Below are 20,649 nucleotides of genomic sequence, written 5' to 3'. Positions count from 1 at the left end.
CGATCACCCGCCGACGTGATGGCGGATCGCCTCCCTGACCAAAGTCGCACCGGTCGGGCCGCCGTAGTTCGCCGCGAACCGGTCATCGGTCACGTACATGTCGGCGAGCCCGAGCACATAACCGCGGACGTCACCGCCGTCTGCGGCCGGCGTCCCGGGGATGCCACGCAGCCACGCGACGTGCCGGGCGGCGAGCGCCTGCGCCTCGTCCGAATCGGGACGGATGCCGCGCCTCGCCGCGTCCGTCCATTCGCGGGCGAGCTGGGCGGTCTCCTCCTGCCACCGCTCCTTCTCGACCGGCGGCATGCCCCGCCACCAGGCATCCGAGCGCGCATAGGCATCCGCGCCCCACCTCGCGGTCACCTCCTCGCGGTGGACCGTGTGGTCGAAGCCGTCGAACATCTTCTCTGCCATGGGTTCCTCTCCTCTCCGTCTCGCGTCGAGAGTCGACGCGACGGCGGCGATCTGCCGCCCGATCCGTTCCTGCTCCGCCTTGAGCCAGCCGAGGTGGGCGGTGAGCACCGTCTCCTCCGGCACGTCCTCCGCGAGGATCTCGGCGATGCGGGGCAGGCCGAGTCCGAGCTCGCGCAGCAGCAGGATGCGCTGCAGCCGTCGCAGAGAGGCGGCGTCGTAGAGGCGGTGCCCACCCGCGCCTGTTCGCGTGGCCGGGAGCAGACCGATGTGGTCGTAGTGCCGCAGAGCGCGGCTCGTCGTCCCGGCGAGCCGGGAGAGCTGTTGGATCGACCATTCGTCTGCCATGTCGACCACGGTAGGAGTTGACGCGGCGTCAAGGTCAAGCCGATCTTCCATCTGAACCCTCGACACTCGAGATATATCGTGTTATCGTCCCCTCAACGCGATATATCTCGATTCGCGCTCGACCGCAGGAGACCACATGACTCTCGAAAAGTGGCTGATCCAGCCCGGGGAGACCCGCGTCATCGACCTCGACGGCATCCGTCGACTCAAAGTAGGACTCGTCGGCGGGCAGATCGACGTCGTCGGTCACGACGAGCCCGGCGTCCGCATCGAAGTCCATTCGGTCACGCAGAAGGAGCTCCGCATCGAGGCGCAGAACGGCGCGATCGAGATCGACCACGCGCAGCTGCGCTGGGACAACTTCCTGACGTCCTTCCGGAACTTCGGCAGCGGCGGCCCGCAGGCCGAGATCAGCATCGCCGTACCGCGCGACGTCGCCCTGACCCTCGGGGTCGTCAGCGCGAGTGCACTCGTCGCCGGCCTCACGACCGACGCGAAGCTCAACACCGTCTCGGGCGACGTCATCGTCGACGGTCTCAGCGGAGACGTGACGGCGAACTCCGTCTCGGGCGACGTGCAGATGCGCGGCCTCACCGGCACCCTGAACGCCAACGCGGTGTCGGGAGCCATCACCGCCGCGGGAACGATCCGGACCGCCTACGCCGACACGGTCAGCGGAGCCGTCCTCATCGACTCGAGCGGACCGACGCAGAACGTGTCCTTCAACACCGTCAGCGGTTCGGCCACGCTCCGCCTCGACGAATCGGTGGCCGCGAAGTACACGCTGCGCACCGTCAGCGGAAAGCTCAACGTCGATGGGATCGACCGCTCGCAGAGCGGCATCGGCTCGAACTACTCCGGCACCGTCGGCGAACTGAGCGGCTCATTCGCCGAGGTGCGGGCCAACACCGTCTCGGGCGATGTCACCGTCATCCGGCGCGTCCCCGCGGCCATCTCCGAGGACACCCCGGCCGGAGAGGAGTACTGACATGCCCCCCGTCTTCTCCCACGGTGATCTGCGCATCTACCTCCTGAGCCTCCTCGACGAGGCACCGCGTCACGGATACGACCTCATGCAGGCCCTGTCCGATCGCACCGGCGGCACCTACACACCCAGCGCCGGCACCATCTACCCCCGGCTCTCCAAGCTCGAAGAAGAGGGGCTCGTCACCAAGACCGTGGACGGACGCAAGACCGTCTACGAGATCACGGATGCCGGTCGCGCCGAAGTCTCGGCTCGCTCGGGCGACCTGGCGGGGATCGAGGCGGGGCTCGCGGACAGCGTCCGGCTCATCGCGGACGAGGTGCGCGCAGGCGTCCGCGAGGCGATGCGGAGCCTCCAGGCCGACCTCGCCGCCGCCTCCCAGCCCACGGCACGCCCGACCTCTCCCCCGACCCCCGACCCGCGCGCGTCCGCTCGCGAACAGGTCCGGCGCGCGGACGAGCTGCTCGCCGAGTTCCGCGCGGAGGTGCGAGCCGATCTCCGCACTCACGTCGCGCGGGGCGGCGACCTCGCGGCATCCATCATCGACGAGCTGAAGAGCGCGCTCGACGAGGCGGCGGCGGCCGTGCGGCGCGCGACACGCGGCTGATCAGCCGCCGGGCCAGAGCTCCTCGGGCCAGCTGTGCTTCTCGCGCCACGGGTCCTCGTCGTCGCTCGTCGGTTCGCCGATGGGCACGACGAGGATCGGTCGCGCTTGACGGTGGGCCAGCCGGGCGGCGACCGAGCCGGTGAAGAACTCGCGGATCGACTCGCCGATCCCGCGCTTGCGGGTCCCCACCACGATCAGGCGCGCATCGGTGCGTTCAGCCAGATCCTTCATGGCGAGCGCAGGGTCTCCTGCGAGCATCTCGAGCTGCCAGGCCATGTCCGCACCCTCCAACGAGCGCGCCGCCTCATCGCGCAGCTGCGTCTCGAGCGCTTCGCCGGGGATGGCATCGAGGTTGATGGGCGCCGTGTGCACGTAGCCGTCGGGATCCTCGTACGAGACGAAGCGGGTGACGTCGACGTGGGCGACGAGCAGCGGCGCCCCGTGCATCCGGGCGTACTGCGCCGCCTCGCGCAGCACCCGGGGCGACTGTCCGGGCACGATCCCGGCGATGACGGGGCGATGCGGGCGACGGGCCGTGGGCTGCGACTCGGCATCGGGCATGGCGGATCACCTTTCCTGGATCCCCGCCCGCGAGGGCGGCGGGAACGCTCCGTGGTACCCTGAATGCTACTCTTCCCGGCCTCTGCCGGACTGTGACTGCGTCGGGCTGCCGGACCAAGCCCGCACTCGTGAAATGAGGGGGTTACGCATGGGGCGTGGCCGTCAAAAGGCGAAGAACACCAAGATCGCCCGTGAGCTGAAGTACGACACCTACAGCTTGAACATCAACGCGCTCGAGCGTGAGCTCGGCGCGCCCGGTGACGAGCAGTACGAGGACAAGTGGGCCGACCAGTACGACGATGAGGACGACGAGGACGACGAGTCCGAATCCCCCTCTCCGTCACTCGAGAAGGCCTGACCTCCCGGTCGCACTCACCACGATCCGTGGCGCTGTTCCCACTCCTGCTCGACCGTCTTCCGTCGTGCGATCACGAGGCCGGCGGGGAGCGCCAGCAGTGAGATCCCGATGAGGATGACGAGCGGCGCCGTCCACGAATCGGTCGCGTCGTGCAGCACGCCGACCCCGATCGGCAGGAACATCGTCACGCCGTAGCCCATGCTCTGCGCGAAGGAGCTGAGGGCGACGGTCGCGTCGTGCGTCCGCGTGCGGAGGCCGACGGACGTCAGCACGAGCGGGAACAGCAGCGGGAGCGTTCCGAGGAGCGTGACCCACAGCCATGGAGCGGATGCCGGGGCCACCAGCAGCCCGCCGGCTCCCACTACCCCGGCGGCCGAGGCGATGATGAACAGGGGCATCACGATTCCCCGACGTGCCACCAGGGCAGGCACGACGAGCGAGGCCGGCAGGCCGATGAGGGCGAACAGCGACAGCAGGACGCCGGCGACCTGAGGGGTGACCCCCGCGGTGTCGACCAGGATCTTCGGCAGCCACGCGAAGGACGTGTACGCGACCGCACTCGAGGCGAAGAAGGTGGTCGCGAGCGCCCAGGCGGTGGGCAGCCGCCACATCCGCCCGAAGACGCGCGTGCTCGGAGCCTCCAGGTCCACGTCCGCGACGGCGGCTCGCCGGGATCGCACCGCCAGAACGACCCACGGGATCAGGCCCGCGAGTGCGAAGACGGCCCAGACTCCGAGCGACGCACGCCACCCCGCGGCATCCGCGATGGGGACCGCGATCAGCGGCGGAAGGAACGTCGAGACGGCCATGGTCGTCGTGTAGACGGTCGTGAGCAAGCCGATCCGGTCGGGGAAGTACTTCTTCACGAGCGCCGGGACCAGGACGTTTCCGACGCCCACGCCGGCGAAGATCAGTGCGGAGCCGAGCAGCAGGCCGTAGGCGTCGATCGCTGCGGCGCGGGCGACGAGGCCGACGGCCATCGCGCCGAGCGCGACCAGCGTCGTCCGTTCGAGGCCGAATCGCCGCTCGAAACCGGCGGCGAGCAGACCGAACACCGCGAAGCAGAGCGGCGGGATCGTCCCGATGAACCCCAGCACTGCGGCGGGGAGATCGACGTCGTCACCGATCGCGTCGAACAGCGGCGAGAGCGATGCGACCGCCGAGCGCAGCGAGAAGGCGAGCAGAACGATGCCGACGAGGGCGAGGATCCGACCCCGTCGCACGGCGAGGGGATCAGGTGTCGTCACCGATCCAGCCTATGCGGCTCAGGACTCCTGGGTGCCTTCGACCCAGGCCAGGTACTCGTCGCTGACCGTGCCGGTGACGTAGCGGCCGTCGAAGCAGCTCATGTCGAGGTCCTCGACGTCGGGTGCGCCCTCGAGGATCGCCGCCTTCAGGTCGTCGATCTCCTGGTAGACGAGGTAGTCGCAGCCGAGCTCCTCGGCGATCTCGGGGATCGTGCGGTTGTAGGCGACGAGTTCGTGACGCGACGGCATGTTGATGCCGTAGACGTGCGGGAATCGGATGGGGGGCGCCGCCGACGCGAACGTCACCGATTTCGCCCCGGCATCCCGCGCCATCTGGATGATCTCACGCGACGTCGTGCCACGGACGATCGAGTCGTCGATGAGGAGGACGTTCTTGCCCTTGAACTCGGTCGACATCGCGTTGAGCTTCTGGCGCACGCTCTTCTTGCGGATCGCCTGCCCCGGCATGATGAACGTCCGGCCGATGTAGCGGTTCTTGTAGAAGCCCTCGCGGTACTCGATGCCGAGCTTGCGGGCGACCTGCATGGCCGCGGGGCGCGACGAGTCCGGGATCGGCATGACGACGTCGATCGAGCCCTCGGGGGTGTACTTCGCGATCGTGTCGGCGAGGCGCTCGCCCATGCGCAGGCGCGCCTCGTACACCGAGATGCCGTTCATGACCGAGTCGGGACGCGCGAGGTAGACGTACTCGAACGAACACGGCACGAGCTTCGGGCTCGGTGCGACCTGCTGCGTGAACAGGTTGCCGTCGAGATCGATGAACACGGCCTCGCCGGGCTCGACGTCGCGGACGACCTCGAAGCCGCCGTTCTCGAGGACGAGGGACTCGGAGGCCACGGTCCACTCGTACCGGCCGTTCTCGCCCTGCCGGGTGCCGAGGATCAGGGGACGGATGCCGAAGGGGTCGCGGAAGGCGAGGAGTCCGTACCCGGCGATCAACGCGATCGCGGCGTAGGAGCCCTCGACGCGCTGGTGGACGCGGGTGACGGCCTCGAAGATCTGCTCGTGGTCGAGCTCGAGACCCGAGATGACCGCCTGCAGCTCGTTGGCGAGCACGTTGACGAGCAGCTCGGTGTCGGAACTCGTGTTGAGGTGACGACGGTCGGTGCGGAAGAGCTCCTCGGTGAGCTCGCGCGTGTTCGTGAGGTTGCCGTTGTGGACGAGCACGATGCCGTAGGGCGCGTTGACGTAGAAGGGCTGCGCCTCTTCTTCGTTCGACGCCGTGCCCTTCGTCGCGTACCGCACGTGGCCGAGGCCGATCGTGCCGAGGAGGGACCGCATGTCGCGGGTGCGGAACGCCTCGCGCACCATGCCGCGGTTCTTGGCGATGTGGAAGATGCCACTGGATTCGGCCGTCGCGATGCCGGTGGAATCCTGACCGCGGTGCTGCAGCAGCAGGAGGGCGTCGTAGACCTCTTGGTTGGCGGGCCCCTGAGCGACGACGCCGACGATTCCGCACATAGGTGTAGCTCAGTCCGTTTCTGCGTAGGAGCCGACCAGGCGCACTGCGCCACCGTCGACACCCTTCGCGCCCTGCTCGTAGTCGCGGGCCGGGAGTGCCGCATCCGACACCGTCCCGACCTGCCAGGTGTGGATGCCCTCCGCCGAGAGGGTGGATGCCGCGGCCTCAGCAGCCTCGGCCGAGACGACGGCGAGGAAGCCGATGCCGAGGTTCCAGGTGCCCTCGGTCTGCTCCAGCGACAGCCCGCCGATCTCCGCGAGGACGCGGAACACCGGTGACGGCGACCAGGTGGAACGGTCGACGTCGACCCACGTGCCCTGCGGCAGCACACGCGCGAGGTTCGCCGCGATGCCGCCGCCGGTGACGTGGCTGAGGGAGTGGATCGCCCCCGGGTGCGCGTCGATCGCGCGCAGCAGCGGTGACGTGTAGAGGCGCGTCGGCTCGAGAAGCTGTTCGCCCCACGTGCGGCCGAAGTCGGCGGCGTGGTCGCCGTAGCCGATGCCGGCGTTCGCGATGATGTGCCGGATGAGCGAGTAGCCGTTGGAGTGCGGACCGCTCGAGGCGAGCGCCAGGACGACGTCGCCCGACCGCACGCGGTCGGCGCCGAGGACGGCATCCGCTTCGACGACCCCCGTCGCCGCACCCGCGACGTCGTAGTCGTTGATGCCGAGGAGGCCGGGGTGCTCGGCGGTCTCGCCGCCGACGAGCGCGGTGCCCGTGGCGGAGCAGCCGTCGGCGATGCCGCGGACGATGTCGGCGATGCGCTCGGGGAAGACCTTTCCCGTCGCGATGTAGTCGGTCATGAAGAGCGGCTTGGCGCCGACCACGACGATGTCGTCGACGACCATGCCCACGAGGTCCTGGCCGATCGTGTCGTGCTTGTCGATCGCCTGCGCGATCGCGACCTTCGTGCCGACGCCGTCGGTGGAGGTTGCGAGCAGCGGCTTGGCGTAACCGAGCAGGGCGGATGCGTCGAAGAGTCCGGCGAAACCGCCGACGCCGCCGAGGACCTCAGGGCCCTGGGTGCGACGGACGGCCGATTTCATCAACTCGACGGCGAGGTCCCCCGCCGCGGTGTCGACGCCGGCAGCGGAATAGGGATCGGTGGGAGTCGAGGCCACTCGCACAGCCTACCGGCCACCGGACCGGCTGATCCGCCACCGTCGTGACGGGACGCCGACCACAGCCGAGCCATAGGATGTCGCCATGAGCGGGGCTGAGCGGCCCGAATGGGTTGTGCGGGAAGACGCGAGCGCGACGGTGATCGTCGCGCTGTACGTGCGCCAGGCCCTCGGCATCCGGGCTCCCGAGGAGCTGCCGCACCTCCGCGGCGCCCCCGCAGCGCAACCTGTCGACGACGACGACGCAGCGGTGCTGCAACGGCAGTGGCTCGCGTACTGGGCGATGGCGGTGGAACCGCAGGCGCACCCGTCACCCGTCCCGCTCGAGCTGGTGGACGGGTTCGAGACCCTCGCCGTACTGCCCGTCGAGGGGTACGACGAGCTGCGGGCGGCCATGGTTCCGCTGGCGGAGGACGCCGTCGCCTACGCCGCCTGGGCGAGCGATCGCTACGCCGCCCAGACCCGTTCCGGCTCGGCCAGCAGCTACCGCGCCTACGCGAGTGCGATCGCCGAGCACGAGCGACGCGTCGGTCGACGGGCTCACTCCTTCGAGCTCAACGTGCAGGTGCTCCCGTTGACGCAGCGCGGCGTGTGGTGGATCGGCTCGCTGACGATCGCCGTCACCGACGGGCTTCGCGGCGACGTGGCGGCGTTCGACCCTGCGATTCAGCCGATCATCGCCGAACTCGCCTGATCAGTCGGTCTCTTCGACGCGTTCCCGCTCGATCCGCACCGTGGTGCTCTTGCGGCCCAGCGCGCGGTCGAAGACGAGCGCGACGAGGCCGCCCAGCGCCACCCCCGCCGGCACGCAGCCGAGCAGGAGGAAGCCGAAGACCTGGCTCTGCGAGTACGTGGCGCCCGTGCTCTCGCTGATCTGACCGTCGCCGAACGCGTACGTCAGGATGAGGGCGACGACGATGCCGAGGGCCGCGCCCGCGGCGAAGAACGCGGCGAATCGAGGAGTGCGCCGCAGCTGCGCGGACTCGACGTGCGTTTCGGAGTGCTCGGCCATGGTTCCATTGTCCACCCGCGCCTCACGGACGCGGGTCGTCGACCATCTCCGGCTGAGCCGCGCGGGCGCTGTTGCGCTTGCGCCGCTGCACCGATCCGACGGCGAGGAGCGCGGCGAGGACCGCCGCGACTCCCACAACGATGACGGGGACGAGGATGCCGGTGCCCCCCGCATCCTCCGCGTCGTCGCTCGGAGCCGCGGCACCGACGGCGGAGGGTTCGGCCGTGGTGCACGTGGCGACGACCGTGAGGTCGAGCGTGCCGCCCGCACCGGCCGACAGGACCTCGCGACCTTCCGAGGTGAGCTCGGTCGCGGCGCCGACGCCGTCGAGGTTGACGGTGTCGCCGGATTCGGAGACCGCGGCGGCAGCGAGGTCGATCGTGACCAGCGGCGCTTGCGGCATCTGGTCCGCGCCGTCCGGCTGAACGTCGAAGAGAAGGGATCCCTTCTCACCGTCGACGACGAGCGTCGGTGCCGAGAGGGTCGCTCTCACGCCGGCTGAGCTCGTGACGTCCAGTGAACCGTCGAAGCTGACGCTGCCGGCCGGAGCGACCGGTTCGAGCACGCCCTTCCCGTTGTCGAAGGTGAGGATGCCGTCGGCTGAGGCGACCGCGCCGTTCGCCTGCACGTCGGAAAAACCGGCATCCCACACGACCTTCGCCTCCGACACCGTGCACGTGCGGGGGGCGGCGTGAGCGGGACTCGCGCCGACGAGGGGAACGGTCGCGGCGAGGGCGATCGCGAGGATCGCGGCCACCCCGAGGTGTCGTGCCTGCATGCGGTTCCTCTCCGCAGGAGATCGTACCGGCGGCTACGGCACTCCCAGGTCCCGGCGCGAGACCGCCGATGCGGGCGCATCCAGCATCGGTCGCAGGGCGGTGGCGACCGCGCGGGTGCGTTCCCGGTCCTCGCCGAACCACTCCTCGCTCGCCGCGACGACGGGCCATGCCTCGGCCAGCAGTGCCGACCCCTGCGCCGTCAGCCCCAGCCGGGAGTGCCGGCCACGACCGGGGGCGGTCCGGCGCTCGATCAGACCCCGGGTCGTCAGGCTGGCGAGAAGCGGGGTGACGCTCTGCGGACGGATCCCGACCGCGCGGGCGAGGTCGGCCTGGCTGAGACCGTCCGCCGCCGCCAGCTGAGACAGGACACCGAACTCGACGGGCGTCAGCTGCAGCGGCGCAAGCGCGTCGCCGAGTCGGCGCGCGATCTCGCGCGCGGCGCGGACGACGGTCCAGGCGGTGATCGCGTCGATCTCTTTACGGGTGACGGAGTTGACGGACATGGGTTCAGGATAGGTATCGTTGTCGAGTATCAGTTATCTGATTCTAGGAGGAATGATGGGAAACATCGTGGCAGTGACCGGCGTGACCGGCGACGTCGGCGGCAAGACCTTGTCACTTCTGCACCAGGCGGGCGTCCCGGTCCGGGCGATCGTCCGCAAGCAACGCCAGGGGAACGACTTCGCGGCGCGCGGGATCGACGCCCGCGTCGCCGATCTCGGCGATCCGCACGCAACGACCCGTGCGCTCGAGGGCGTCGATCAGCTCTTCCTCGTCACGGCGGTCTCGCCGGAGCAGGCGGAGCACGGTGCTGTCGGGGTGGCCGCGGCACAGGCCGCCGGGGTCCGCGCGATCGTGCACCTGTCCGCGTCCGACGCCGCCGAGGACTCCCCGCTCCCCTGGGCTGCCGCCATCTGGAAGACCAATGAGCTCGTGCGTGCGAGCGGACTCGAGTGGACGATCCTCCACGCGTCGGGGTTCATGTCGAACCTCGCCTCCTCTGCACCGGCGCTGCGTCGCGGCTTCCTGCCGCAGACGATGGGCGAGGGACGAATCCCATGGATCGACACGGCGGACATCGCCAGGGTCGCAGCACGCGTCCTCGAAGACGGCGTCCACCGCGAGGCGGAGCACGTCCTCACCGGACCCGAGCTCCTCGACGGCCGAGCTCTCGCGCGCGCCCTCGGTCGGGGACTCGGGCGCGAGGTCCGTTACGTCCACCTGCCCAGTCGCGTGTTCGCCGGGATGCTGCGAGTGACCGGCGTGCCGGCCTGGTTCGCCGAGGGCCTGCGCCAGCAGTTCGGACGCGTCGCACGCCGCGCGCTGGACGGGATCGACCTGCGCACCGACGACGTCGAGCGTCTCACCGGCCAGCCGGCACGGTCGGTGACCGCATGGGCGCGGGACAATCGCGCGACTCTGCTCGGCGCCGGATGAGGAGAGGATGCCGGCCGTCACGGCCTCAGCGGCAGGAGCCCGTCGAGATTGGCCCGTACGCCCGAGGCGCGGACGGTGCCGGCTGTGACGGCTTCGGCCCAGGATGTCTGGCCGGTCGCGAGCGCGATCCACGTCGCAGCATCCGTCTCGATGACATTGGGCGGGGTGCCTCGCGTGTGGCGGGGGCCTTCGACCACCTGAACGGCGCCGAACGGCGGCACGCGCACCTCGACCGAGTTTCCGGGCGCCTTCTCGACGAGGAGCTGCAGGAGGTAGCGGACCGCGGTCGCGAGGTCCGTGCGTGCCGCGGAGCCCGCAGCGACGGCGGCGAGCGCGTCGCGACCGTCTCCGGTGCTGATGGTGCGGGCCATGGATGCCACCGTAACGCGCGAGCGCCGCTCGGTAGTCTGGCGGGGTGAAGATCCTGGTCCTCGGCTCGGGCGCGCGCGAGCACGCCATCATCCTCGCTCTGGTCGCCGAAGGCGCCGGGCACGAGATCTTCGCGGCCCCCGGCAACGCCGGCATCGCCGCGGACGCGACCCTGGTCACGGACCTCGACCAGAACGACCCCGCCGCCGTGACCGCTTTCGCGAACGAGCAGCACATCGACCTCGTCGTGATCGGCCCCGAGGCGCCCCTGGTCGCCGGCGTGGCCGATGCGCTGCGCGAGCGCGGCATCCCCGTCTTCGGCCCCGGCAAGGCGGCCGCGCAGATGGAGGGGTCGAAGGCGTTCGCGAAGCGGATCATGGATGCCGCCGGTGTCCCGACCGGACGCGCGGCGCGCGCGCAGACCCGCGACGAGGTCGCCGCAGCGATCGACGAGTTCGGCGCCCCGTACGTCGTGAAGGCCGACGGGCTCGCCGCCGGCAAGGGCGTCATCGTGACGTCCGATCGCGACGCAGCGCTCGCCCACGCCGACACCTACCTGCCGAGCGGCCCCGTGCTCGTCGAGGAATTCCTCTCCGGTCCCGAGGTCTCGCTCTTCTTCCTGAGCGACGGCGACACCGTCCGCGCGCTCAGCCCCGCACAGGACTTCAAGCGCGCGATCGACGGCGATGAGGGCCCCAACACGGGCGGTATGGGCGCGTACTCGCCGCTCCCCTGGCTCGCTGACCGCTTCGGCGGTGAGGAGGCGTTCGTCGCACAGGTCACGACCGAGGTCGCCGAGCCCGTCGTCCGGCAGTTGGATGCCGAGGGCACGCCGTTCATCGGGCTGCTCTACGCCGGGCTCATCCTGACCGACGCGGGCGTGAAGGTGATCGAGTTCAACGCGCGCTTCGGCGACCCCGAGACGCAGGTCGTCTTGCCGCGCCTGACGAGCCCGCTGTCGCGGCTGCTGCTCGCCGCCGCGAGCGGCACGCTCGAGTCCGAGCCCGCGCCGCGGTTCTCAGACGAGGCCGCGGTGACGGTGGTGCTGGCGAGCGAGGGATACCCCGAGCACCCGATCACGGGTCGCCCGCTCACGGGAACGGATGCCGCGGCATCCGTCGACGGCGTCCACCTCGCCCACGCGGCGACGCAGAACACCGACCAGGGACTCGTCGCGACGGGTGGTCGTGTGCTCAACGTCGTCGCCCTCGGCGCCGACCTCGCCGACGCACGCAGCCGGGCGTACGCCGCCCTCGAGCAGATCTCGCTCGAGGGGGCGCACTACCGCCGCGACATCGCGCTCAGCGCATCGGAGTAGCTCGCGCTGAGCGCGCCGCGGTGAGCGTCAGCGCGTCGCTGTGAATATCAGCGCTTCGCGAGGATCATCAGCGCTTCGCGAGGTGCGCCGGCCGGCGCAGGAACAGCACGAGCACGACGCCCACCGCGATGACGGCGGCCGGCAGCAGCATGGCCTGGCCCATGGCCGTGGAGAATCCCTCGGCGACGGCCGGCGGCAGCCCGCCACCCCCGCCGAAGTCACCGCTCGCCGCGTCGCCGGCACCGGGCAGGTTCGCTTCGAGGCGCGCCTGCATGACGGCGGCGATCGCGGCCGAGCCGATGACCGAGCCGATCGTCCGCGTCGTGTTGTAGATGCCCGAGCCGGCACCCGCCTGCTGCGGAGGCAGGTTGCGGGTCGCAGTGGTGGCCAGCGGACCCCACATGCCGGCGTTCGCGACGCCGATGATCGCCGACGGGATGAGGAGCAGCAGGATGGGCGCCTCGGTGTTCATCAGCAGCACGTAGCCGACGAGACCCACCACCATGAGCGACAGCCCCGGGACGAGCAGCACGCGCGGGTCGACACGATCGAGGATGCGCCCGGCGAAGGGGGCCAGCACGCCCGAGAGCACCGCCATCGGGATGAGGAGCAGTGCGGACTCGGTCGGGGTGAGGCCGCGGGCGAGCTGCGTGAAGAACGACATCGGCAGCGCCATGCTCGTCACGGTGAACCCGACCGCGGCGATGGCGAGGTTGGAGATCGCGAAGTTGCGGTCGCGGAAGAGCTCGAGCGGAACGAGCGGCTCGCTCTTGGTTCGCGCCTGCGTCCAGACGAAGACGGCGAGGACGGCGACGCCGGCGACGATCATGACCCACACCCAGGGCGCCCACTCGTAGTGCTGACCCTCCTGCAGACCGAAGACGATGAGGAACAGCGCGACGGCGCTCAGGACGACGCCGAGCACGTCGAAGCGGTGCGGGTGCGTCTCGAGCTGCGGGACGAGCCGGACGGCGAGCACGAACGCGATGATGCCGACGGGGATGTTGACGAAGAAGATCCACTCCCAACCGAAGCCGTCGACGAGCAGGCCGCCGGCGAGGGGGCCGACGAGGGTGGCGACACCGGCGGTGGCACCCCACAGGCCCATCGCCGCTCCGCGCCGCTCGGCGGGGAACGTGCGGGTGATGACGGCCATCGTCTGCGGCGTCATGAGAGCGGCGCCGAGGCCCTGCGCGGCGCGCGCGAAGATCAGCATCTCGAGCGAGCCCGACAGACCGCAGGCGAGCGAGGCGAGCGTGAAGATCGCGAGGCCGATGAGGTAGATGTTCTTGGGCCCGAACCGGTCACCGAGTCGGCCCGTGACCAGCAGCGGGACGGCATAGGTCAGCAGATAGGCCGAGGTCACCCACACGACGTTGTCGAGGTTGCCCGTGGAGGGATCCAGGGCCGCCTTGATGGCGGGGTTCGCGACCGAGACGATCGTGGTGTCGACGAGGATCATGAAGAACCCGAGGACGAGCGCCCATAGAGCGGGCCAGGGATTCGTGGGGGCGGATGGGACGCCCGGGGTGCGGACGGTGGTCGTGCTCTCGCTCATGCGCGCGCGGCTTCTCTCTGTGCCAGATAGCGGTCGGTGGCCGGGATGTCGATGACTCCCCAGACGGTGTCGGGATGACGGATGAACTCGACCGCGTCGTCGAGCCAGGCGATGTCCGCGGCGAGCAGGGCCGTCTGCCGGTGGACCTCGATGAGGAACTGCGGGTGCGACCCGTGCGAGATCGCGGTGTCGCGGGCCGCCCGGTGCGCATCCAGAGATGCCACGAGCGCCTCTCGACGCGTTGCGAGTAGCGCGAGCACCTCGGCCCGATCGATGTTGTGCGCCTCGGTCAGGGCGATGCGGAACCGTTCGGGACTCTCGATGGAGGGCAGCTCGCGTCGCACCCACGCCAGGAGCGCGCGATCCCCGGCATCCGTCAGCGTGTACGTCGTCCGCTCCGGGCGATTGCCCTCACGGTCGCTTCCGGCCTCGGCGATGAGCTCCTGACGCTCGAGCCGGGCCACGGTGTGGTAGATCGTGCCGTGCGTGAGGGCGATCAACCGATCGGCGCGGCGGTCGCGCAGCAGACGCACCATCTCGTAGGGGTGCATGTCGTCCTCGTGCAGCAGCGCGAGGAGCATGATCGCGGTCGGGGTGAGCCGGGCGACGGCATCCGTCATGAGGACCCCCTTCGCGCGATTAGTCCATGTGGACTATACGCTTCTTTCCCCTCAACCCGTCGACTCAGCCGCATGGAGGACGGCCCACGCGTGATCGACTCCGTCGGCGATCGCCGCGATCTGGACGCCCACCATCCGGCTGACCGTGATCCCGGTGACACGCCCCGGGGCGCCGCATCCCTGCGTCACGGTGATGGGTCCTTTGATCGTCACCGGTGGATCATCCTCTCCCGCTGCGGGACTGAGCGACAGGGTGATGGTGGCGTCTCGGGGGATGCAGTCGAAGTCGAGTGTGTACTCCTGATCGCGCACCGCACTGGCGGCCACGTTCAGCTCGGTGCGCGGCTCGACGCCGACCGCATCCGCGTCGAAGACGAGGCGGGTCGCCTCGAGCGGGTTCTCGTCCGGAACCCGGTACGACGGGTCCGGCTCCTCGGCCGACGGGGACGGCGACGGCGTGGGCGTCGGCGACGGCGACGGGACGGACGCGGATGGGCTTGGAGAGGGGGCCGCATCGTCGACGCCCGTCGTCGAGATGCACCCGCTCAGGCCCAGCACCAGCGCGAGAGCGATCGGGGCGAGGAGCGGGCGGCGCATGACGACAGGGTACGCACGGTCACGCGCCGCCCGCGATAATGGCGGGGTGACGGATGCCGCGACTGCCCTGCCCGGATGGATCCACGTGTACTCGGGCAAGGTCCGGGACCTCTACCGGCCCGCCGACGACTCGAACGGCCGGATGCTGGTGGTCGCCAGCGACCGCGTCAGTGCGTTCGACCAGGTGCTGGACCCGGGCATCCCCCGAAAGGGCGAGCTCCTCACCCGCCTGAGCCTGTGGTGGTTCGCCCAGCTCGCGGGCGCCGACGGCGGACGTCCCATCCCGAACCACCTCATCGCGGGCGCGGAGCCGCCCGCCGAGGTCGCCGGGCGCGCCATGGTCGTCCGCGAACTCGACATGCAGCCGATCGAGTGCGTCGTCCGGGGGTACCTCACCGGGTCGGGATGGGCCGAGTACCAGGCCGACGGCACCGTCTGCGGCATCCCGCTCCCGTCAGGCCTGCGCAACGGCGACCGCCTGCCCGAGCCGATCTACACCCCCGCCTACAAGGCGCCTCTCGGCGAGCACGACGAGAACATCTCGTTCGAGCGCAGCGTCGAGCTCGTCGGCGAGGATCGCGCGGTCGCGCTGCGCGACGCATCGCTCGAGGTCTACCGCCGCGCCGCGGCTCTGGCTGAGGCGAAGGGACTCATCCTCGCCGACACGAAGTTCGAGTTCGGCTACGACGCCGACGGCGTCCTGACCCTGGCCGACGAGGTGCTCACGAGCGACTCGTCGCGGTACTGGGATGCCGAGACCTGGCGCACCGGCGAGACGCCGGCCGCGCGCATGGCGAGCTTCGACAAGCAGATCGTCCGCGACTGGCTGGCCGCGAATTGGGACAAGCAGGGCACCCCGCCCGTGGTCCCCGAGGACATCGTCGCGAAGACGGCGGCCAAGTACCGCGAGCTCCTTGAACGCGTCACGTCCTGACGGCGTCGCTTCCGCGCACTCAGCCCGCTCCCAGGTAGCCTGACCCCAGGCACCCCCCACCATCTGAGGAGCACGCGCATGCCCATCTGGACCCTTCACGGCGACGGACGCCGCGTCGCCCCCGGAGCCGTCGTCACCCCGAGCGAGCGCCTCGGCTGGGGCAGCACGATCGCGATCGGCGCCCAGCACGTCGTCGCCATGTTCGGCGCGACGTTCCTCGTCCCGCTGCTGACCGGCTTCCCTGTCAGCACGACACTGCTGTTCTCGGGCCTCGGGACCCTCCTGTTCCTGCTCCTCACGCGCAACAAGCTGCCCAGCTACCTCGGGTCGTCGTTCGCGTTCATCGCTCCGATCACCGCGTTCGGGCCGGGCCAGGGCAAGCCGCTCGACAGCCCCGAGCAGATCGGTCAGGCGCTCGTCGGCGTGTTCGTGGCCGGCATCCTGCTCGCCGGCATCGGCTTCCTCGTGCAGGCGACGGGAACGCGCTGGCTCGAGAAGCTCATGCCGCCCGTCGTCTCGGGCGCGATCGTCGCCCTCATCGGCCTCAACCTCGCGCCGGCGGCGTGGAACAACTTCCAGACCGACGCCGTGCTCGCGACCATCACGCTGGTCGCCTGCATCCTGTTCGCGGTCCTGTTCCGCGGCATCCTCGGACGCGTGTCGATCTTCCTCGGCGTCGTCGTGGGCTACATCGCCGCGCTGATCATGGGCAAGGTCGACTTCTCGGGCGTGACCGCGCTCATCGAGAACGGTCAGTGGATCGGTCTGCCGACCTTCCACCTCCCCTCGTTCGGCGATCCGGTCGCGTGGGGCCTCCTTCCGATGTTCCTGCCGGTCGTCCTCGTCCTCGTCGCCGAGAACGTCGGTCACGTGCGCGGCGTCGCGACCATGACCGGCGACCCCACGGTCAACAGACGCACGGGCCGCGCGCTCCTCGCCGACGGCCTCGCGACGACCCTCGCCGGGGCCTTCGGCGGCTCGGGCACCACGACCTACGGCGAGAACATCGGCGTCATGGCGGCGACCCGCATCTACTCCACCGCGGCGTACTGGGTCGCGGGCATCATCGCGGTGCTCCTGTCGTTCTCGCCGGTCGTCGGCGCCGTGCTCTTCACGATCCCGAACGGCGTCATCGGCGGTGTGACGACCGCGCTCTACGGCCTCATCGGCGTCATCGGCATCAAGATCTGGGTCGACAACCAGGTCGACTTCTCGCGTCCGGTCAACCAGTACACGGTCGCGGTCGCGTTCGTCGTCGCCATTGCGAACTTCACGATGGACCTCGGCCAGCTGCAGTTCGGCGGCATCGTGCTCGGCACGGTCGCGGCGCTCGTGATCTACCACGCCGGAAACGCGATCGCGCGGGCTCGCAAGACCGGGGCGGATGACGGCGGTCCCATCGTCCCGATCGGTCAGCTCGGCGGCGACCCGGACTGACGGGAACAGATCCGGCGCGGTCGGCGTTGCCTATTCAGATGAATAAGCCCGTACCCGACCGGCTCGCGCCCGCCACCTCGATGGGGGCCGTGACATTGCTCGTCGGCGACCTCGACGGCATGACCCGCTACTACCGCGACGTCGTGACGCTCCACGTCCTGGACGCAGAAGGGGACACCGTCACGCTGGGACGGGCCGGACGCGCGATCGTGATCCTGCGACACGAGCCGAGCCTGCGGCACGCCCCCGCCGGCGCCGCCGGACTCTTCCACACCGCCATCCTCTTCGAGTCGCAGACGGCTCTGGCCGGGGCGCTGTTCTCCCTCGCGCAGCACGCTCCGCAGTCGTTCACCGGCAGCGCCGACCACCTCGTGAGCCAGGCGTTCTACGCGACCGACCCCGAGGGCAACGGCATCGAGCTGTACTGGGACCGCGACCGGACCGAGTGGTCGTGGACTCACGGCCAGGTGGAGATGGACACCCTCTACCTCGATCCCCACGCCTTCCTCCGAGAGCACCTGACGGATGCCGCGGCTCAGGGCGCGACATCGGACGACACCGCCTCCGTCGGTCACGTCCATCTGTCCGTCGGCGACGTGAGCACCGCGCGGGCGTTCTACGTCGACGCGCTGGGCTTCGATGTGACCGCGGAACTGGCCGGCTCGGCTCTGTTCGTCAGCGCCGGCGGCTACCACCACCACATGGCGATGAACGTGTGGAACTCCCGCGGAGCCGGACCGCGGATGCCGGCCCTCGGCCTCGGCCGCGTCGACCTGGCGCTGCCCGACCAGGACGCGCTCGGCGAACTCGTCGAGCGCCTCAGCCACCACGGTGTGCAGGTCGCCGACGACGGCCGGACGGTCTCGTTCAGCGACCCGTGGCGCAACATCCTCCACGCCGGCGTCGTCCGGTAGCCCGGCGCCGTCGTCCTCAGGCGGATTCGCGGACGACGAGCTGCGTCTCGAGCAGCGTCTCGTGCGGCGGGAAGCCCCCGGCGAGGAGGGTCAGCAGCACGTTCGCCATGACCTCGCCCTGCTGGAGCGATGGCTGTCGCACCGTCGTCAGCGTGGGCGAGACCGACGTGGCCACGGGCGAGTCGTCGTACCCGACGATCGCGACGTCCTCGGGAACCCGGAGCCCCGCGCGCGCGAGCTCGACGAGGATTCCCCGCGCCATGAGGTCGCTCGCCGCGAACAGTCCGTCGAACTCGACTCCGGAATCGAGGATCCGCCGCACAGCCGCCGCGCCGGCCGCCGCCGTGAAGTCGCCGTCCTCGACCGCGACGGGTGCGAGCCCCGCGGCATCCATCGCCTCGAGGAAGCCCGTCAGACGGTCGATGCCACCGGGCATGGTCCTCGGGCCGGTGATGGTCGCGAGCCGCATGCGGCCCAGGTCGATCAGATGCTGCGTCGCGAGGCGGCCGCCCTCGACGTTGTCGACGTCGACGTAGTAGTCGCGTTCGCGCTCACGGACGGGACGGCCACCGTAGACGACGGGCATCGCGGCGGCGATGCGGTCGATGAACGCGTCGCTCGTGTGGTGCGAGACGATGATCGCGCCGTCGACGGCACCGCTGCGGAGGTATTCCGTGGCCTTGTCGTCGGGGTCGTCGCTCGCGATGATCAGGTTGAGCACGTAATCGGACTTCGAGACCCGCTTGTTGATGCCGCTGACGATCGCGGCGAAGAACGGGTCGCCGAAGAAGCGCGTCGTGTCCTCGGGGACGACGAGGGCGACCGCCATCGTCGCCCGGCTCGCGAGCGAGCGCGCAGCGCGGTTGGGGACGTAGTTCAGCTCGTCGATCGCGCGGCGGACAGCCGCGAGCGCGGCCGGACTGACGGCCGTCGACCCGTTGACCACGCGCGAGACCGTCGAGCGCGAGACCCCCGCCGCAGCCGCGACCTCCTCGATCGTGACCGACGATGCGGGGTTCCCGGTCGAGGGGAGCGTCACCGAAGGATCACTCGTCGCCGGCGAGTGCAGGGTTTCGGACACGGTCACCTCGGGGAGTGCAGTCAGTCGATCGCTCGGTCGGCGATGACCCGACGATACTCCAGCGCGCTGTCCTTGAACGTCCGTTCCTGGGTGTCGTAGTCGACGCGGATGAGCCCGAACCGCTTGTCGTACCCCCACGCCCACTCGTAGTTGTCCATGAGCGACCAGTAGAAGTAGCCGCGCACGTCGACGCCGGCGTCCGCCGCATCGAGGATCGCCCCCAGATGACCGCGCAGGAACTCGACCCGGTCGGCGTCATGCACCCGCGTCTCGCCGCCCTCATCGACGACCTCGTCGTCGAAGGCGGCGCCGTTCTCGGTCACGAACAGCGCGGTACCGGCATCCTTCGCGTACTCGTCCCACACCCGCTCGAGCAGCACCGTCAGCCCCGCCGGCTGCACCTCCCAGTGCATCGCCGTGCGCGGGAGTCCCCGCTCGTACCAGTGGATGCCGTCGCCCGCCGGCCAGGGCGAGCCCACGACGCGGTCGGTCGGGGCATCGCCCGGCAGCGGCGGGTCGGCGGGAGCCGTGCCGCCGACGAATTCGCCGTGGTAGTAGTTGACGCCCAGCACGTCGAGCGGCTGCGAGATGGTGTCGAGGTCGCCGGGCAGGACGGCCGCCTCGAAGCGTGCGACCTCGGCGGCGTCGACGGCGCGGATGTCTTCGACGATGTCCGCGGGATAGCCCCCTCGGAAGATCGGGTCGAGGAACCAGCGGTTGAACTGCCCGTCGATGCGACGCGCGGCATCCACGTCCTCGGGCTTGGCCGGATCGGCCGCCTCGGCGACCGTGAGATTCAGAGTGATGCCGAGGTTCAGCTCGGGGTCCCGGCGCCGCAGTTCCTCGACGACGAGGCCATGTCCGCGCAGCAGATGGTGGGAGGCCAGCATCCCGTCTCCGATGCTGAACCGGCCGGGTGCGTGGATCCCGCCCGTGTAGCTGAGGAACGACGAGCACCAGGGCTCGTTGAGCGTGGTCCAGTCGGCGACGCGGTCGCCGAGGGCGTCGTGCACGGTCAGCGCGTACTCCGCGAACCGCTCGCTCGTCTCGCGCGCCGTCCACCCGCCGCGCTCTTCGAGCGCCTGCGGCAGGTCCCAGTGGTAGAGCGTGAGCCAGGGACGGATGCCGGCGGCCAGGAGCTCGTCGACGAGACGCTCGTAGAAGTCGATGCCCTTGGGATTGACGGGACCACCGTCGGGCCGCACGCGCGACCAGGACGTCGAGAAGCGGTAGGTGTCGAGGCCGAGCTCCTTCATGAGCGCGACGTCCCCGCGGTAGCGGTGGTAGTGGTCGCAGGCGACGTCTCCGTTGTCGGCGTTGATGACCGCGCCGGGCACGCGGCTGAACGTGTCCCAGATCGATGCGGTGCGACCGTCCTCGAAGGCGGCTCCCTCGATCTGGTAGGCGGCGGTCGCGGCGCCGAAGAGGAAGCCGGTCGGGAACGGACGAAGGGTGGGGACGGGCACGGGGGC

Annotated in this window: 23 protein-coding genes; 9 read left to right on the top strand and 14 right to left on the bottom strand. The window is 70.2% G+C overall.

Translation table 11 applies throughout. The annotated features are described in order from the left end of the window. Window positions 1-3: 3 nt before the first annotated feature. A complete protein-coding gene (locus ACIQLK_RS03270; RefSeq protein ID WP_400362872.1) occupies window positions 4-759 on the bottom strand; it encodes a TipAS antibiotic-recognition domain-containing protein in 756 nt (251 codons plus the stop codon). Window positions 760-895: 136 nt separating this feature from the next. Between ACIQLK_RS03270 and ACIQLK_RS03265 the strand changes: the two genes are divergently transcribed. Then, entirely contained in the window at window positions 896-1,747 is an 852-nt protein-coding gene (locus tag ACIQLK_RS03265; RefSeq protein WP_400362871.1) for a DUF4097 family beta strand repeat-containing protein, read from the top strand. 1 nt (window position 1,748) lies between these two features. Then, window positions 1,749-2,351, top strand: a complete 603-nt coding sequence (locus ACIQLK_RS03260; protein WP_400362870.1) for a helix-turn-helix transcriptional regulator — start codon at window positions 1,749-1,751, stop codon at window positions 2,349-2,351. Here the strand turns inward: ACIQLK_RS03260 and ACIQLK_RS03255 are convergent, their stop codons facing one another. After that, the gene (locus ACIQLK_RS03255; RefSeq protein WP_400362869.1) at window positions 2,352-2,912 is read right to left on the bottom strand and encodes a universal stress protein; all 561 of its coding nucleotides are present in this window, start codon (window positions 2,910-2,912) and stop codon (window positions 2,352-2,354) included. It lies immediately after the preceding gene. Window positions 2,913-3,060: 148 nt separating this feature from the next. Here ACIQLK_RS03255 and ACIQLK_RS03250 point away from each other — a divergent pair, with 148 nt between their 5' ends. Next, on the top strand, window positions 3,061-3,270 hold the full coding sequence (locus tag ACIQLK_RS03250; protein ID WP_065571896.1) for a DUF3073 family protein: 210 nt from the start codon (window positions 3,061-3,063) through the stop codon (window positions 3,268-3,270). A gap of 14 nt (window positions 3,271-3,284) precedes the next feature. On the opposite strand, the gene ACIQLK_RS03245 is transcribed toward ACIQLK_RS03250, so the two are convergent. From ACIQLK_RS03245 to purM, 3 genes are read right to left on the bottom strand one after another with little or no spacing between them, the layout of a single operon-like run. Then, entirely contained in the window at window positions 3,285-4,517 is a 1,233-nt protein-coding gene (locus tag ACIQLK_RS03245; RefSeq protein WP_400362868.1) for an MFS transporter, read from the bottom strand. 18 nt (window positions 4,518-4,535) lie between these two features. Then, a complete protein-coding gene (purF, locus tag ACIQLK_RS03240; RefSeq protein ID WP_400362867.1) occupies window positions 4,536-5,999 on the bottom strand; it encodes an amidophosphoribosyltransferase in 1,464 nt (487 codons plus the stop codon). A gap of 9 nt (window positions 6,000-6,008) precedes the next feature. Beyond that, complete coding sequence (gene purM, locus ACIQLK_RS03235; protein WP_400362866.1) at window positions 6,009-7,127, bottom strand: phosphoribosylformylglycinamidine cyclo-ligase; 1,119 nt, start codon at window positions 7,125-7,127, stop codon at window positions 6,009-6,011. 79 nt (window positions 7,128-7,206) lie between these two features. On the opposite strand from purM, the gene ACIQLK_RS03230 reads away from it, so the two are divergent. Then, a complete protein-coding gene (locus ACIQLK_RS03230; protein WP_400362865.1) occupies window positions 7,207-7,815 on the top strand; it encodes a zinc-binding alcohol dehydrogenase in 609 nt (202 codons plus the stop codon). Here the strand turns inward: ACIQLK_RS03230 and ACIQLK_RS03225 are convergent, their stop codons facing one another. From ACIQLK_RS03225 to ACIQLK_RS03215, 3 genes are read right to left on the bottom strand one after another with little or no spacing between them, the layout of a single operon-like run. Then, window positions 7,816-8,133, bottom strand: coding sequence for a potassium transporter Trk (locus tag ACIQLK_RS03225; protein ID WP_400362864.1), 318 nt, complete (start codon window positions 8,131-8,133; stop codon window positions 7,816-7,818). A 22-nt stretch (window positions 8,134-8,155) separates the two neighbouring features. After that, entirely contained in the window at window positions 8,156-8,911 is a 756-nt protein-coding gene (locus tag ACIQLK_RS03220; protein WP_400362863.1) for an HtaA domain-containing protein, read from the bottom strand. Window positions 8,912-8,944: 33 nt separating this feature from the next. Continuing rightward, window positions 8,945-9,415, bottom strand: coding sequence for a MarR family winged helix-turn-helix transcriptional regulator (locus ACIQLK_RS03215; RefSeq protein WP_400362862.1), 471 nt, complete (start codon window positions 9,413-9,415; stop codon window positions 8,945-8,947). Between the two features lie 55 nt (window positions 9,416-9,470). On the opposite strand from ACIQLK_RS03215, the gene ACIQLK_RS03210 reads away from it, so the two are divergent. After that, window positions 9,471-10,349, top strand: coding sequence for an NmrA family NAD(P)-binding protein (locus ACIQLK_RS03210; protein WP_400362861.1), 879 nt, complete (start codon window positions 9,471-9,473; stop codon window positions 10,347-10,349). 17 nt (window positions 10,350-10,366) lie between these two features. Here the strand turns inward: ACIQLK_RS03210 and ACIQLK_RS03205 are convergent, their stop codons facing one another. Then, entirely contained in the window at window positions 10,367-10,720 is a 354-nt protein-coding gene (locus tag ACIQLK_RS03205; protein WP_400362860.1) for a sterol carrier family protein, read from the bottom strand. A gap of 44 nt (window positions 10,721-10,764) precedes the next feature. On the opposite strand from ACIQLK_RS03205, the gene purD reads away from it, so the two are divergent. After that, entirely contained in the window at window positions 10,765-12,036 is a 1,272-nt protein-coding gene (purD, locus tag ACIQLK_RS03200) for a phosphoribosylamine--glycine ligase (RefSeq protein WP_400362859.1), read from the top strand. Between the two features lie 67 nt (window positions 12,037-12,103). Here purD and ACIQLK_RS03195 read toward each other — a convergent pair whose 3' ends face one another. The 3 genes from ACIQLK_RS03195 to ACIQLK_RS03185 are packed head-to-tail and all read right to left on the bottom strand — an operon-like array spanning window position 12,104 to window position 14,811. After that, on the bottom strand, window positions 12,104-13,594 hold the full coding sequence (locus ACIQLK_RS03195) for an MFS transporter (RefSeq protein ID WP_400362858.1): 1,491 nt from the start codon (window positions 13,592-13,594) through the stop codon (window positions 12,104-12,106). After that, complete coding sequence (locus tag ACIQLK_RS03190) at window positions 13,591-14,214, bottom strand: PadR family transcriptional regulator (RefSeq protein WP_400362857.1); 624 nt, start codon at window positions 14,212-14,214, stop codon at window positions 13,591-13,593. The genes ACIQLK_RS03195 and ACIQLK_RS03190 overlap by 4 nt, the downstream gene beginning before the upstream one ends. A gap of 51 nt (window positions 14,215-14,265) precedes the next feature. Next, a complete protein-coding gene (locus tag ACIQLK_RS03185) occupies window positions 14,266-14,811 on the bottom strand; it encodes a hypothetical protein (protein ID WP_400362856.1) in 546 nt (181 codons plus the stop codon). On the opposite strand from ACIQLK_RS03185, the gene ACIQLK_RS03180 reads away from it, so the two are divergent. The 3 genes from ACIQLK_RS03180 (at window position 14,810) to ACIQLK_RS03170 (ending at window position 18,096) form a co-directional block, all read left to right on the top strand. Then, a complete protein-coding gene (locus tag ACIQLK_RS03180; RefSeq protein WP_400362855.1) occupies window positions 14,810-15,745 on the top strand; it encodes a phosphoribosylaminoimidazolesuccinocarboxamide synthase in 936 nt (311 codons plus the stop codon). The genes ACIQLK_RS03185 and ACIQLK_RS03180 overlap by 2 nt on opposite strands. A 78-nt stretch (window positions 15,746-15,823) precedes the next feature. Beyond that, window positions 15,824-17,182: a uracil-xanthine permease family protein gene (locus ACIQLK_RS03175; RefSeq protein ID WP_400362854.1), complete on the top strand. Its 1,359-nt coding sequence runs from the start codon at window positions 15,824-15,826 to the stop codon at window positions 17,180-17,182. 38 nt (window positions 17,183-17,220) lie between these two features. Further along, window positions 17,221-18,096: a VOC family protein gene (locus ACIQLK_RS03170; protein WP_400362853.1), complete on the top strand. Its 876-nt coding sequence runs from the start codon at window positions 17,221-17,223 to the stop codon at window positions 18,094-18,096. A 16-nt stretch (window positions 18,097-18,112) separates the two neighbouring features. On the opposite strand, the gene ACIQLK_RS03165 is transcribed toward ACIQLK_RS03170, so the two are convergent. Then, window positions 18,113-19,135: a LacI family DNA-binding transcriptional regulator gene (locus ACIQLK_RS03165; protein ID WP_400362852.1), complete on the bottom strand. Its 1,023-nt coding sequence runs from the start codon at window positions 19,133-19,135 to the stop codon at window positions 18,113-18,115. Window positions 19,136-19,197: 62 nt separating this feature from the next. After that, complete coding sequence (locus tag ACIQLK_RS03160; RefSeq protein ID WP_400362851.1) at window positions 19,198-20,643, bottom strand: GH1 family beta-glucosidase; 1,446 nt, start codon at window positions 20,641-20,643, stop codon at window positions 19,198-19,200. Window positions 20,644-20,649: the final 6 nt, after the last annotated feature.

It is taken from the genome of Microbacterium sp. NPDC091382, from assembly GCF_044757025.1.
Classification (GTDB): domain Bacteria; phylum Actinomycetota; class Actinomycetes; order Actinomycetales; family Microbacteriaceae; genus Microbacterium.
This window is presented reverse-complemented; position numbering and strand designations above follow the sequence as displayed.